Genomic DNA, 12,918 nt, shown 5'->3' with positions numbered 1-12,918 from the left:
GCAAAATCACCACAAAGCTGCCCGCGCCCGGCCGCAACGCCTAGAATGGCGGCTTGGCCTGCCCTACGGGATATTCCCTCCATGTCCAGCAAGAAGACCCTCGAGAACTCATGGCTGGGGAACATCCCGCTGACCGGCAAGGTATCCCTGCTGGTGGGCTCGCTGCTGACCCTGTTCATCGTCTCCAGCATCGGCACGTCGCTGGTCCTGGAACAGGAGAAGCAGAACCGGGCCGCGTTCAGCACCACGGTCAACCTGCTGCGCGAGGTCGAGCAGACCAACCGCGTGCTGTACCAGCGGCAGTCCGAACTGCGGCAGTTGCTGCTCAGTTCGGGCGACCCCGACACCAAGACGCTGGATACCGCCAACGCCGCGATCGCCCGGCACCTGGATCACCTCGAACAGCAGGTCCGGCACGACGCCGCGCAAAGCACCCGCCTGGACACCATCCGCGACCTGGACGCCAGCTGGCGCAACAACGTCGAACAGCAGGTGTTGCCCGAATTGCGGCGCCTGGCCAGGGAATCGCCGGCCGAGGCCGCCAGCCAACGCGAGCGGCTCTTCCCGAAGTTCACCAACAGCACTCCGGTCGCCACGCCCGCGATCGTCGCGGCACTCGATGGTTTCGGCACCTATGCCCGGCAGCAGCTGGACGAACGCGAACATGCCCTGGAGCAGTCCGAATCCCAGCGCGAGTGGCTGCTGTGGGGCACGCTGCTGCTGGCGGCGCTGTGCGGCGTGGCCGCCCTGCGGCTGTCGGCCACTCTCGTGACCCAGCCGCTGCGCCTGATGAGCGAACTCATGGAGCGGCTGGCCCGGCACGACCACGCCGTCGAGACGCCCCAGCTCGACCGGCGCGACGAGATCGGCACCATCTCCAGGGCCTTGACCGAGTTCAAGCAGATGGCCATCGACATCTCGGACCAGAACTGGGTGGGCCACTGCGTCGGAACGGTCGCCGACCGCCTGCAGCGCGCCTCCTCGCACACCGAGTTCGCTCAGGCACTGCTGTCGCAGCTCAGTCCCGAGCTGGGCGCGGGCGTGGCGCTGTTCCACCTGCGCGGCGAGGACGACACGCTGCATCCGGTCGGGCACTATGGATACCGGCCCGATCCCGAGAATGGACTCGAGCCGTTCAGGATGGGCGAAGGCCTGGTCGGCCAGTGCGCCCGCGAGGCCCGGACCATCGAACTCGATGCCGTGCCCGGCCATTACCTGCGCATGCGGTCCGGACTGGGCGAGGCGGTGCCTCCCCGCCTGATGCTGATCCCTGTCCTGTCGATGGAGCACGTCCTGGCCGTCATCGAACTGGGCCTGATGAGCCCCCTGGACGCCCGCCGCCATCGCCTGCTGGAAACCCTGCTGCCCGTCGTGGCCTTGTCGCTGGAGAACATCACGCGCTCCGTGCATACCCGGGAACTGCTGGAACGCACGCAAAGCCAGGCCGCCGAACTGCGTACCTCCGAGGAGGAACTGCGCACGCAGCAGGAGGAATTGCAGGCCTCGAACGAGGAATTGCGCCAGCAGTCGGAAATCCTGAACCAGCAGAAGACGCTGCTGGAGGCCCTGCAGCGGGAAACGGCCGACAAGGCGGACGCGCTGGCCCGCGCCAGCCAGTACAAGTCCGACTTCCTGGCCAACATGTCGCACGAGCTGCGGACACCGCTCAACAGCCTGCTGATCCTGTCCAACGACCTGGCCGAGAACCGCGAGGGCAACCTGAGCGAGGACCAGATCGAATCGGCCCGCATCATCCATGAAGGCGGCACCAACCTGCTGCGCCTCATCAACGACATCCTGGACCTGTCCAAGATCGAGGCCGGGAAGATGGAGCTGGCGCTCGAACAGGTCGACCTGCGCGGCTTCGCCTCCCGGTTCAAGCGCCAGTTCGACCACGTGGCGCGCGGCAAGGGCCTGCGCTTCACCGTCGAGATCGGCGATGCCCTGCCGCCCGCGGTGCAGGCCGACGGCGGCAAGCTCGAGCAGATCGTGACCAACCTGCTGGGCAACGCCTTCAAGTTCACCCAGTCGGGCGAAGTCCGGCTGGTGCTGCGGCGCCCGGCCGCCGACCTTCCCGGTTTTCCGGCCGACCGGTCCGTCTCGATCGAAGTGCACGATACCGGCATCGGCATCCCGCCCGAGAAATTCGCGCAGATCTTCGGCGCCTTCGAACAACTCGACGCCGGCACCAGCCGCCAGTTCGGCGGCACGGGCCTGGGCTTGGCGATCTCGCGCCGCCTGGCGCGCCTGCACCATGGCGACATCCAGCTGCGCAGCGAGCCCGGGCAAGGCAGCGTCTTCACATTGGTGCTGCCGCAGCTCCAGCCCGGCGCGGCCGAACCTCCGCCCCCGGTCGAAGCCGCCCCCACCGCCAGCGACGCCACGACGACCTTGCCGGACACGCCGCCCGGCGACCCGGCCTCCCCCCGCGACACCACCATCCTCGTGATCGAGGACGACCCGGCCTTCGCGCGCGTCCTGGCCGACATGATCCGGCGCAAGGGCTGCTCGGCCCTGGTGGCCCACGGCGGCGAAGCCGGCCTGCAACTCGCCCGCCAGCATCATCCCACCGGCATCATCCTGGACCTGATGCTGCCCGACATGGATGGCTGGACGGTCCTGGAACGGCTCAAGGCCGAACCCGGCCTGCGCCACGTTCCCGTGCACATCGTCTCGGCACTGGACGAACCGGCACGCACCCGCGACTCCGGTGCGGCCGGCTACCTGACCAAGCCGGTGTCGGCCGACGCGCTCAACGGCGCCATCGACCGGTTGATGCTGCCAACCGAAGGACAGGCCCGGCGGCTGCTGATCATCGACGACGACCCGGCCTCCCGCACGTCGGTGCGGACCCTGCTGTCGTCCCAGCCCGTCGAGATCTCGGAAGCCGGCTCGGCCGAGCAAGCGCTGGCCATGCTGCGCGACGAGACCTTCGACTGCGTCGTGCTGGACCTGGGCCTGCCCGGCATCTCCGGCTTCGACTTCCTTGAACGACTGTCCGCCGTCGAGCCTCGCCCGCCGGTGGTGGTGTATTCCGCGCGGGAACTGTCGCGCGAAGACCAACTTCGGATACGCCTCCACACCGACAGCGTGGTGATCAAGGGCGCGCATTCGTCGGAACGGCTGCTGGACGAAGTCAGCCTCTTCCTGCACAGCGTGCGGCTGCGGCCCGCGGCGCCGGCCTCGGGCAGCGACGATGACCTGAAGGGGCGCAAGGTCCTGATGGTGGACGACGACATGCGCAACCTGTTCGCGCTGTCCAAGGCGCTGCGCGGACGCGGCATGGAGGTCCTGATGGCGCAGGACGGCAGCAAGGCCCTGCGCCAGCTGGAAGAGAACCCCGACATCGAGCTGGTCCTGATGGACGTGATGATGCCGATCATGGATGGCTACGAGGCCACGCAGGAGATCCGCAAGAACCCGCGCCACGCCCACCTGCCCATCATCTCGCTCACCGCCAAGGCCATGCAGGGCGATCGCGAGAAAAGCCTTGCCTCGGGCGCCAACGACTACCTGCCGAAACCGGTGGACATTCCCAAGCTGCTGTCTATGATGCGAGTATGGTTGCACCGCTAGGCCCGCCTGGAACGCCATGGAACCCGACCTGGACGAAATCGAGCTGGACCTGTTCGTCGAAGCCCTGCGGCGGCGCCACGGCTATGACCTGAGCCAATACGCGCGCCCCTCGCTCAAGCGGCGCGTGCAGGGGCTGGTCCGCCAGCATGGCCTCGCGCACATCGGCGAACTCACCTCGCGCATGCTGCGCGATACCGCCTTCCTGCCGCAGGTGATCGACGGACTGTCGGTGCCGGTCTCGGAAATGTTCCGCGACCCCTTCGTGTTCGAAGCGCTGCGCACCAAGGTGTTCCCGACCCTGGCCTCGTATCCCAGCATCAACATCTGGCAGGCGGGCTGCGCCCACGGCGAGGAAGTCTATTCGCTCGCCATCCTGCTCGAGGAAGCCGGGCTGTACGAACGCAGCCAGATCTACGCCACCGATTTTTCCGACGCCGCGCTGGCGCGTGCCCGTGAAGGCATCTTCCCCGTGCGCGAGGCGCGGGCGGCCTCGCTGCGCTACCAGCAGTCGGGCGGCACCCGCACGCTGGCCGATTACTATCATGCGCGCTACGACCTGGTGAAGCTGGACGAATCGCTATGCCGCAACGTCGTGTTCGCCAACCACAACCTGGCCACGGACGGGGTGTTCTGCGAAGCTCACCTGATCCTGTGCCGCAACGTGCTGATCTACTTCAACAACGGCTTGCAGGATCGCACGCTGGCCCTGTTCGCCGACAGCCTCGTGCGCGGCGGCTTCCTGTGCCTGGGCACCAAGGAGAACCTCGCGCTGGCCTCGGCCGCTTCCAGCTTCGCCACGGTGGACGGCCCGGCGCGGATATTCCGGTCGGTGCGGGCGACCTGACGGAGGGATGCGATGGAACTGGTCGCCATCGGCTGTTCCACCGGCGGGTTGCGGGCCCTGCAAGTCCTGCTGCGCGGCCTGGCCCCCTGCCCCCGGACCGCGTTCGTCGTCGTCATCCACACGGCCTCGGCCGACAGCGACTCGCTGTGCCAGTTGCTCGCCCGCGACACCCCCATGCCCGTGCAGGAAGCGCAGGAGCGTGCGCCGGTGCTGCCGGGCGTGCTGTATGTCGCGCCGCCGGGCTATCATCTGCTGATCGGGCGCGACCAATATTTCTATTTGAATGTCGACCCCAAGGTCTGCTTCGTGCGACCCAGCATCGACGTGCTGTTCGAATCGGCCGCCGATGCTTACCGCCACCGCATGGCCGGCGTGATCCTGACCGGCGCCAACGACGACGGCGCCCGCGGACTGCGCTGCGTGCGGCAACAGGCGGGCATCGCGCTGGTGCAGGACCCGGAGGAAGCGGAAGCCTCCAGCATGCCAGAAGCGGCGCTTTCCCTGGCGGGTGCCGACCATTGCCTCGCGCTCGTCGACATCGCGAGCGAACTCAACCGGATGTGCCTATCTTGAAGACCAATCTGCCCGCTCCCAAGATCCTGATCGTGGACGACACGCCGGCCAACCTGTTCGCCATGCGCAAGCTGCTGGCGCAGATCGACGCCGAACTGGTCACGGTCACCTCGGGCAACGAAGCGCTGGCGCTTTGCCTGGACCAGCGCTTCGCGCTGATCCTGCTCGACGTCAACATGCCGGAGATGGACGGCTACGAGGTCGCCGCCCTGCTGTCCAACGAACCGCTCAATCGCGACACGCCCGTCATCTTCGTCACCGCCGCCTACGCCGACGACCTGAACCAGTTGAAGGGCTATCGCAGCGGCGCGGTGGACTACATCGCCAAGCCGGTCAACGACTCGATCCTGCTGTCCAAGGTCAAGGTATTCCTGGAACTGGAAACCGGCCGCCAGCAGTTGGCGCAGGCGCTGTCCACGCTGGAACAGCGCAACCAGCAGTTGCAGGTGGAGATCGCCGAACGGCGCCGCATCGAGGAGCAGATGCGCCACCAGGCCACGCACGACCAGTTGACGGGGCTGCCGAACCGAGCCTTGTTCATCGAGACCCTGGATCGCTTCCTGAGCCGCGCCCAGCGGCACGAGGAATTGTTCGCCCTGCTGTACGTGGACATCGACGGCTTCAAGCAGGTCAACGACAGCCACGGCCACCAAGCCGGCGACATGCTGTTGCAGGCCTTCTCGCTGCGCCTGCGGTCCGCTCTTCGCGGCGAGGATGTCGTGGCCCGCCTGGGCGGCGACGAATTCGGCGTCCTGCTGTGCAAGGCCGCCGATGGCGGCGCGATCCAGCAGAAATGCGTCGACCTGTGCGAGATCCTGCGCGCGCCCTACCGTCTGACCAGCAACGGCCAGGCCTTCACGGCCCACGTCGGGGCCAGCATAGGCGCCGCGATCGCCATGCAGCACGGCATCAACCGCGACAGCCTGGTGCAGGCGGCCGACAACGCGATGTACGAAGCCAAGCGCAGCGGCAAGAACCAGGCGAGGCTGGCCGCCACGCTGCTGTGACCGCCCGCGCTAAAGCGTGACCGCGACGCCCTGGCGGGCGTCGGCGTGGCGCAGGAAATCGGTGACGGCGGCGCCCCCCATGGGGGGCGAACACAGGAAACCCTGCCAGGCATCACAGCCCAGGTGCCTGAGCGCTTCCAGCTGCTGCGGCGTCTCGACGCCTTCGGCGATGGTCTGGATATCGACCGAGCGGCAGAACTGGATGACGGTGCGCAGCATTTCCTTGTCGTAGGTGTTGTCCAGCATCCCGGCCACGAACTGCCGGTCCAGCTTGACCGCCGCGAACTGCGCCGAGCGCAGCCGCAGGAAATTGGAATATCCGCTGCCAAAGTCGTCCAGGCTGAAGCCCACCCCCATTTCCCCCAGCCGCCGGGTGATGGTGCCGGCCTCTTCCGGATCGGGGATCTCGGCCGATTCGGTCAGCTCGATCTCCAGCCGGCCCGGTTCGATGCCGTATTCCTCGAGGATCCGGCCCACGCTCTCGGCCAGGTCCCCCTGCAATTGGGCGGCGCTGAGATTGACGGCCACCTGGGCACAGAACACGCCTTCCTCGCGCCATTGGGCCAGTTGCTGGCACGCGCGCCTGAGCACCCACATGCCCAGCGCGGAGCTGAGCCCCGCCGCCTCGACCTCGGGCACGAAGTCGTTGGGCATGACCAGGGTGCCCTTGCGATGCCAGCGCACCAGGGCCTCGACGCCACGCACCCGGCCGGTCCGCATCTCGAGCTGAGGCTGGTAGAACAGTTCGAACTCGCCGCGGTCCAGGCCCTGTATGACCTCGGTGACCAGCGTGTCCTCGCGCGACATCAGCACGCCGTCCAGGTCCTCGGGACCGTCGTTCCAGCACACCCAGCGCGCGCGGGTGCGCAGCGCGTAGCGGGCCGCCTGCTGGGCGCGCAGCAGCACGTTGGAAGGCTGGGGCAGGTCGCTGGGCAGCATGACGATGCCGAAGGCCGCCAGCGAGGACCCCTGGCTGGCACCCAGTATCTGCAACAGCGAGGACCGCTGGAACAACCGCTGGGCAGCGCCTATCGCTCCCGATTTGTCGTTGACGTCGCGCAACACGACGATCAGGCTGGCGTCGTCGAGCATGCAAAGCAGGTCGTCCGCCCGGATGAAGCGGCGGATCTTGCTGAGGATTTCGTCGCGCTGATGGGGAGCGGCGTCGGAGGGCAAGGCCAGCGCCATGACGGCGGCGCGCCGGCGCTCGCCGATCAGCACGCCCAGTTCGCGCAACAGCATGGCCCGTTCGCTGACATTGGCGAACTGTCGTACGGCCTCGGCGGGCTTGGACCTTCTAGGCATCGGCGACATGGAAAAATCGAACAAACATCAAGCTTCTTTTAATCGATATACCGCTAGTCCGTCATCGGCGCCAGGCACACGGAGCCGTGATACATGATCATCGCACAGAGGCGATCATCGCAAAAGCGAAACCGCGCCCCGTGGGGCCAGCCCGGTCATCCGGGGCGAAACACGCGCCTTTCGCGGCAAGTTAGTAAACGCCAACATTAGACTTCACCCGATAATCAGTATGGGATCATTACGGGACGCATAGGCGGCAAGAACGGGCTTGCCCGTTACAATGTTAACAACTGTTGCCTTCAGTACGAACCCCCTTCGGCAATACCCTATGCTCTCAAACGGATCAATGGGAAATACATGAAAGAATCCGACGACATCGCCAACCTGTTCCGGCACTTCGGCGGCCAGCCTGGCCAGTACCAGGAAATCAGTCGCGCCAACGAAGCCCGCCAGTCACGCGAGCGCTGGCCGCTGCTGGCCTCGATCGAGGCGGACCAGGCTGCACGGCTTCCCCCGGTGGAAGCGCCTGTCTTCGGAGACCTTCCGCAGGCACCGCAGCCGACCGTCCTGCCCGCGGCCGCCCGGCCGGTTGCCGCGCCGCCGGCCGCCGAACCGGTTCCGTCACCGGCTGGGCGCATCGAGCCCCACCTGTCCGCCTCGCCGGCATCGCCTCCTCCCGCCGCTCCGCGCGCCGACGCCGGCGTCTCCACGACCGACGCCCGCATGGCTCCTGAGCGGGGACCGGAACCCCAGTTGCAAGCGCTGTTCACCCGCCTGGCCCGACCTGCCCCGCAAACCCCGGCCGGCAAGAAAAGCGAATCCCTTCTCGAACGTTTGAATCGACTGTGAAGATCATTGCAGTCGTTTCCGCCAAGGGCGGCGTCGGCAAGACCACGGCCGCCGCGAACCTCTGCGCGGCCCTGCGGCAGGGCGGCCGCAACGTGCTCGCCATCGATCTCGACCCCCAGAACGCCTTGCACCTGCATTTCGGCGACGATCCCCAGCGCATCACGGGCACGTCCCGGGCGACGCTGGCCGGGCAGGACTGGCGCGACATCCGCTTCTCCAGTTCGTCCGGCGTCGTCGTCCTGCCTTACGGGGCCGTCAACGAGGACGACCGGCGGGCCTTCGAGCGCCACCTGGAAGTACACGCCGACTGGCTGCCCCGCAACCTCCAGGGCTTGGGCCTGGGCGCCGAGGACCTGGTCGTGCTGGACACGCCCCCGGGCCCCTCGATCTACATGCGCACCGCCTTGTCGGCGGCGCAGCTGAGCGTCATCGTGACGCTGCCCGACGCCGCTTCCTATGCCACGCTTCCGATGATGGAAGGCCTGGTCCAGACCTACTGCGTCACGCGGCCCGACTTCATCAACCACGTGTTCGTGGTCAACCAGGTCGACAACTCGCGGCAGCTCGCGCGCGACGTACTGCAGGTCATGCGCGCCGACTTCGGCAAGCGCGTGGTCGGCGTCATCCACCAGGACCAGTCGGTCAGCGAAGCCCTTGCCTTCAACCAGAGCGTGCTTGACTACGACCCGCGGTGCCAGGCCACGCAGGACTACCTGGCGTGCGCCCAGAGCATCGAGGCCATGCTGTCCGCCCCCGGGTCCTCGCTCTGATCTCAGGCGCGGTGATACGGCGCAACCCTTCCGTGCCATGGGGTAGTATTACAGTACATGGCGGGCCGGTCCCGCCCCTGCTGCTGCCCTTCGTACCGTGACCGCAAAAACCATCCTGCTGACCGATTACCGCGCGCGCCGCCCCGTTCCCGTCGCCGCCGGCGACCTCATCACGCCCTCCGGCCGGCTGGCGGACACGCGCGGCAGGATGCTGCACGACCTGCGCATCTCCGTCACCGACCGCTGCAACTTCCGCTGCGTGTACTGCATGCCCAAGGAAGTCTTCGGCAAGGACTACCCCTACCTGCCCCACGACGCCCTGCTCAGCTTCGAGGAAATCGTGCGGCTGGCGCGGGTGTTCGCGGCCCACGGCGTCGAGAAGATCCGCCTGACCGGCGGCGAGCCGCTGCTGCGCAAGAACATCGAGACCCTGGTTGCCCGGCTGGCCGAACTGCGCACGTCATCGGGCAAGCCGCTCGACCTGACCCTGACCACCAACGCGTCGCTGCTGGCACGCAAGGCGCGCGCCCTGGCCGAGGCGGGGCTGAACCGGGTCACCGTCAGCCTGGACGCGCTGGACGACGCGGTTTTTCGCCGCATGAACGACGTCGACTTCGCCGTCGCCGACGTGCTGCACGGCATCGATGCCGCGGCCGAAGCGGGCCTGGGGCCCATCAAGGTCAACATGGTGGTCAAGAAGGGCCTGAACGACGATCAGATCGAACCCATGGCCGAGCACTTCCGCCACTCTGGCCATACCCTGCGCTTCATCGAGTACATGGACGTAGGCGCGTCCAACGGCTGGAAGATGGATGAAGTCGTGCCCTCGGCCGACATCCTGCGCCGCCTGGATGCCCGCTGGCCGCTCGAAACCCTGGAGCCGCACTACACCGGCGAAGTCGCCCAGCGCTGGCGCTATCGCGACGGTGGCGGCGAAGTCGGCGTCATCTCCAGCGTCACCCAGGCCTTCTGTTCATCCTGTACCCGCGCCCGCCTGTCCACCGAAGGCCAGCTCTACCTGTGCCTGTTCGCCGACCAGGGCTACGACCTGCGCACCCTGCTGCGCGGCGGCGCCAGCGACGACCAACTGGCCACCGCCATCGCCCGCATCTGGCAGGCCCGCACCGACAACTATTCCGAACGCCGCTCCGCCGATACCCCCCGCTCCGGCCGCATAGAAATGAGCTACATCGGAGGGTGATCGAGGCCCCCCCCCTACGCCCTTACGGGCGCCCCCCAGGGGGCGATGCGGGTGGACCGGAAGGGAAGCCCACCCCACGCGGCCATGGCCGCGCCCCTCAAGGGGCGGCGCCGGCGGACCGGCAAAGCCGGATCCGCTGCGCCCTGATCCGATCGCGGATACAAGAGCGGCCTTGCATCATATGCAAGGCCGTTTTCATTGAGCCCAAGCGGCTGCCAGGCAGTATCGCCGTTCTCCGCCAGCCCGTTGTTACCCCAGGATGCGGTGGATCCGGCTCCGCCGGTCCACCCGCATCGCCCCCTGGGGGGCGCGCGTCAGCGCGTAGGGGGGATCAAAAACCCATGGCGAAGTTCAGCTGGACCTGGTTCAGGCCCTGGTTGGGCTTCTTCATGCCGCCATTGGAGAAGTGCGACACGCGCAGGCCCAGCCGCATGTTTTCAGCCAGCTTGAAGCCGGCGCCGATGTGGTCGCCGAACTGGAAGGTGGAGCTGATGTTCTTGTCGTGGAACTTGGTCTCGCTGACGGCCGTGGCGCCGATGCCGCCTTCGATGTAGAAGCGTTCGGTGGGCCACCAGCGGAACATGGGGATGGCGTTGAGCTGCCACATGTGGCGGGCGTAGCCCGGTAGCGCGCTCGAGGTCCACCAGTACGAACCGCCCAGTTCGCCCACCAGTTCCAGGCGGGTCGAGCCGAGCTTCATGTGCCAGAGCGGCGAGGTCTCGTAGTTGAGCGTGGCGCGATGATTGCCGTCGACCACGCCGTACTGGGCGCTCCAGCCGCCATTGGCGAAACCGCCGCTGGGATCGGCGCCGTGGGCCGAGAAGGAAGCAAGGGCGAAAAGCGCGGCGGCTAAGGCGGTTTTTTTCATCTAATCGGCTGCCTATGATGCTTCACGCGGGCGCCGTCAAGATCGTCTGCCCGCAGGGGGCAGGATGCGGTCCCCCGCGGAAAGAGGGAAGGAAACTTCGACTATAACAAACTCGTTACATCTGCATACGTCCGATGACGGCCGCGTTGCAGGCTAGCCGCAGTCCCCTTCCCCTCAGGCCACGGCGTCCGCCGGCTGCTGGGTCAGCAGGGCCAAGAGACGCGCGATCTCCTCGCGCATCTTGCGGCGGTCGACAATCATGTCGATGGCGCCTTTCTCGAGCAGGAACTCGGCACGCTGGAAGCCTTCGGGCAGTTTCTCGCGCACGGTCTGCTCGATCACGCGCGGGCCGGCGAAGCCGACCAGTGCCTTGGGCTCGGCGATCACGACGTCGCCCATGAACGCGAAGCTGGCCGACACGCCGCCCATGGTGGGATCGGACAGCACGCTGATGAACGGCAGCTTGCGCGAGGACAGCAGCGTCAGCGCGGCGGTGGTCTTGGCCATCTGCATCAGCGACAGCAGGCCTTCCTGCATGCGCGCGCCGCCCGAGGCGGTCACGCAGATGAACGGCACTTTCTGTTCGATGGCGGCCTGGGCGCCGCGCACGAAGCGCTCGCCCACGACCGAGCCCATGGAGCCCGCCATGAATTCGAACTCGAAGCAGGCCACCACCACCGGCAGGGTATGCATGGCACCGCCCATGACCACCAGCGCATCGGTCTCGCCGGTTTGCGCCATGGCGTCCTGCAGGCGGTCGGGATATTTCTTGGTGTCCTTGAACTTCAGGCTGTCCACCGGCAGCGTGCCGATGCCGATCTCGTAGCGGCCCTCGGCGTCCAGCAGCGCGTCGATGCGCTGGCGCGCGCCGATACGCATGTGGTGCTCGCATTTGGGACACACGTTCAGGTTCTTGACGAGATCGTCGCGGTACAGCACCGACTCGCACGATGGGCACTTGACCCACAGGCCCTCCGGCACGCGGCGGACGGAGCCGTCGGTGGTCTTGATACGGGGAGGGAGCAGTTTTTCTATCCAGCTCATGCGGATTTCCTTGATTCTTGGGAGGCCCCGTCCGGAGGCGGGGCATCTAGCGCCCCCCGGATTGTACGCAACCATGCCCCGGCTGCGCGAGCGCAGATTTCGGGCAGTTGTTCCTGCGGGATGCCTTGCGAGGCGGCGTCGATTTCCTGGATCAGCCGGGTGCCGATGACCACGGCGTCGGCCTCGGCGCCCAGCGCGCGGGCGCTCTGGCCATCGCGAATGCCGAAGCCCACGCCCACCGGCAGCGAGACGAACTGCCGGATGTGCGCCAGCCGGCGCGAGACGTCCTGGACGTCCAGGTGGCCGGCGCCGGTCACGCCCTTGAGCGAGACGTAGTAGACATAGCCGCGCGCAACCCGGGCCACGGCCTGGATGCGCTCGTCGGTGGTGGTCGGCGCCAGCAGGAAGATGGGGTCGACGCCATGCCCTTCGAGCAGGGCGCCGAACTCGCCGGCCTCCTCGGGCGGATAATCCACCACCAGGCAGCCGTCCACGCCCGCTTCCTGCGCGGCGGCGGCGAAGGCGGCCTGCCCCATGCGCTCGACGGGGTTGGCATAGCCCATCAGCACCACCGGCGTCTGGCTGTCGGTGCGGCGGAATTCCTTGACCATGGCCAGCACGTCGCGCAGGCCCACACCCTGCTCCAGCGCATGCTGGCTGGAGCGCTGGATGACCGGACCGTCGGCCATGGGATCGGAGAACGGCACGCCCAGCTCCAGCACGTCGGCGCCGGCGGCCACCAGCGCGTGCATGATGGGAACCGTGCTGGCCGGCGTGGGATAGCCGGCGGTGACGTAGGGGATCAGGGCGCAGGCGCCCGGGGCGGCGGCGCGGCGCGCGAACGCGGCCGCGATACGGGAGGATGACGACATGGAGACCGC

Annotated in this window: 11 protein-coding genes; 7 read left to right on the top strand and 4 right to left on the bottom strand. The window is 67.4% G+C overall.

From position 1 onward, the window contains the following. Positions 1-81: 81 nt before the first annotated feature. The 4 genes from WKR98_RS14400 to WKR98_RS14385 are packed head-to-tail and all read left to right on the top strand — an operon-like array spanning position 82 to position 6,000. Entirely contained in the window at positions 82-3,576 is a 3,495-nt protein-coding gene (locus WKR98_RS14400; protein WP_341433921.1) for a response regulator, read from the top strand. Positions 3,577-3,592: 16 nt separating this feature from the next. Next, entirely contained in the window at positions 3,593-4,420 is an 828-nt protein-coding gene (locus tag WKR98_RS14395) for a CheR family methyltransferase (RefSeq protein ID WP_341433920.1), read from the top strand. A 12-nt stretch (positions 4,421-4,432) separates the two neighbouring features. Beyond that, the gene (locus WKR98_RS14390) at positions 4,433-4,993 is read left to right on the top strand and encodes a chemotaxis protein CheB (RefSeq protein ID WP_124689907.1); all 561 of its coding nucleotides are present in this window, start codon (positions 4,433-4,435) and stop codon (positions 4,991-4,993) included. Continuing rightward, positions 4,990-6,000, top strand: a complete 1,011-nt coding sequence (locus WKR98_RS14385; RefSeq protein ID WP_202865540.1) for a two-component system response regulator — start codon at positions 4,990-4,992, stop codon at positions 5,998-6,000. Before WKR98_RS14390 ends, WKR98_RS14385 begins: the two co-directional genes overlap by 4 nt. 9 nt (positions 6,001-6,009) lie before the next feature. Here the strand turns inward: WKR98_RS14385 and WKR98_RS14380 are convergent, their stop codons facing one another. Then, the gene (locus WKR98_RS14380) at positions 6,010-7,305 is read right to left on the bottom strand and encodes a GGDEF domain-containing phosphodiesterase (RefSeq protein WP_341433919.1); all 1,296 of its coding nucleotides are present in this window, start codon (positions 7,303-7,305) and stop codon (positions 6,010-6,012) included. A gap of 357 nt (positions 7,306-7,662) precedes the next feature. Between WKR98_RS14380 and bcsP the strand changes: the two genes are divergently transcribed. From bcsP to moaA, 3 genes are all read left to right on the top strand, one after another. Next, entirely contained in the window at positions 7,663-8,154 is a 492-nt protein-coding gene (gene bcsP / locus WKR98_RS14375; RefSeq protein WP_341433918.1) for a cellulose biosynthesis protein BcsP, read from the top strand. After that, entirely contained in the window at positions 8,151-8,924 is a 774-nt protein-coding gene (gene bcsQ / locus WKR98_RS14370; protein ID WP_341433917.1) for a cellulose biosynthesis protein BcsQ, read from the top strand. Before bcsP ends, bcsQ begins: the two co-directional genes overlap by 4 nt. Positions 8,925-9,021: 97 nt before the next feature. Beyond that, complete coding sequence (moaA, locus tag WKR98_RS14365; RefSeq protein ID WP_370282396.1) at positions 9,022-10,125, top strand: GTP 3',8-cyclase MoaA; 1,104 nt, start codon at positions 9,022-9,024, stop codon at positions 10,123-10,125. Positions 10,126-10,456: 331 nt separating this feature from the next. Here the strand turns inward: moaA and WKR98_RS14360 are convergent, their stop codons facing one another. The 3 genes from WKR98_RS14360 to trpA all read right to left on the bottom strand — a co-directional run bounded on the left by WKR98_RS14360 (position 10,457) and on the right by trpA (position 12,909). Next, a complete protein-coding gene (locus WKR98_RS14360; RefSeq protein ID WP_341433916.1) occupies positions 10,457-10,993 on the bottom strand; it encodes an acyloxyacyl hydrolase in 537 nt (178 codons plus the stop codon). A gap of 174 nt (positions 10,994-11,167) precedes the next feature. After that, the gene (accD, locus tag WKR98_RS14355) at positions 11,168-12,037 is read right to left on the bottom strand and encodes an acetyl-CoA carboxylase, carboxyltransferase subunit beta (protein WP_124689912.1); all 870 of its coding nucleotides are present in this window, start codon (positions 12,035-12,037) and stop codon (positions 11,168-11,170) included. Further along, on the bottom strand, positions 12,034-12,909 hold the full coding sequence (gene trpA, locus WKR98_RS14350; RefSeq protein ID WP_124689913.1) for a tryptophan synthase subunit alpha: 876 nt from the start codon (positions 12,907-12,909) through the stop codon (positions 12,034-12,036). Before trpA ends, accD begins: the two co-directional genes overlap by 4 nt. Positions 12,910-12,918: the final 9 nt, after the last annotated feature.

Origin of the sequence: Pigmentiphaga sp. YJ18 (assembly GCF_038066655.1) — a bacterium.
GTDB lineage: Bacteria > Pseudomonadota > Gammaproteobacteria > Burkholderiales > Burkholderiaceae_B > Pigmentiphaga.
Note: the sequence above shows the minus strand (reverse complement) of the source record. Positions and strands in the feature narration are given on the sequence as shown.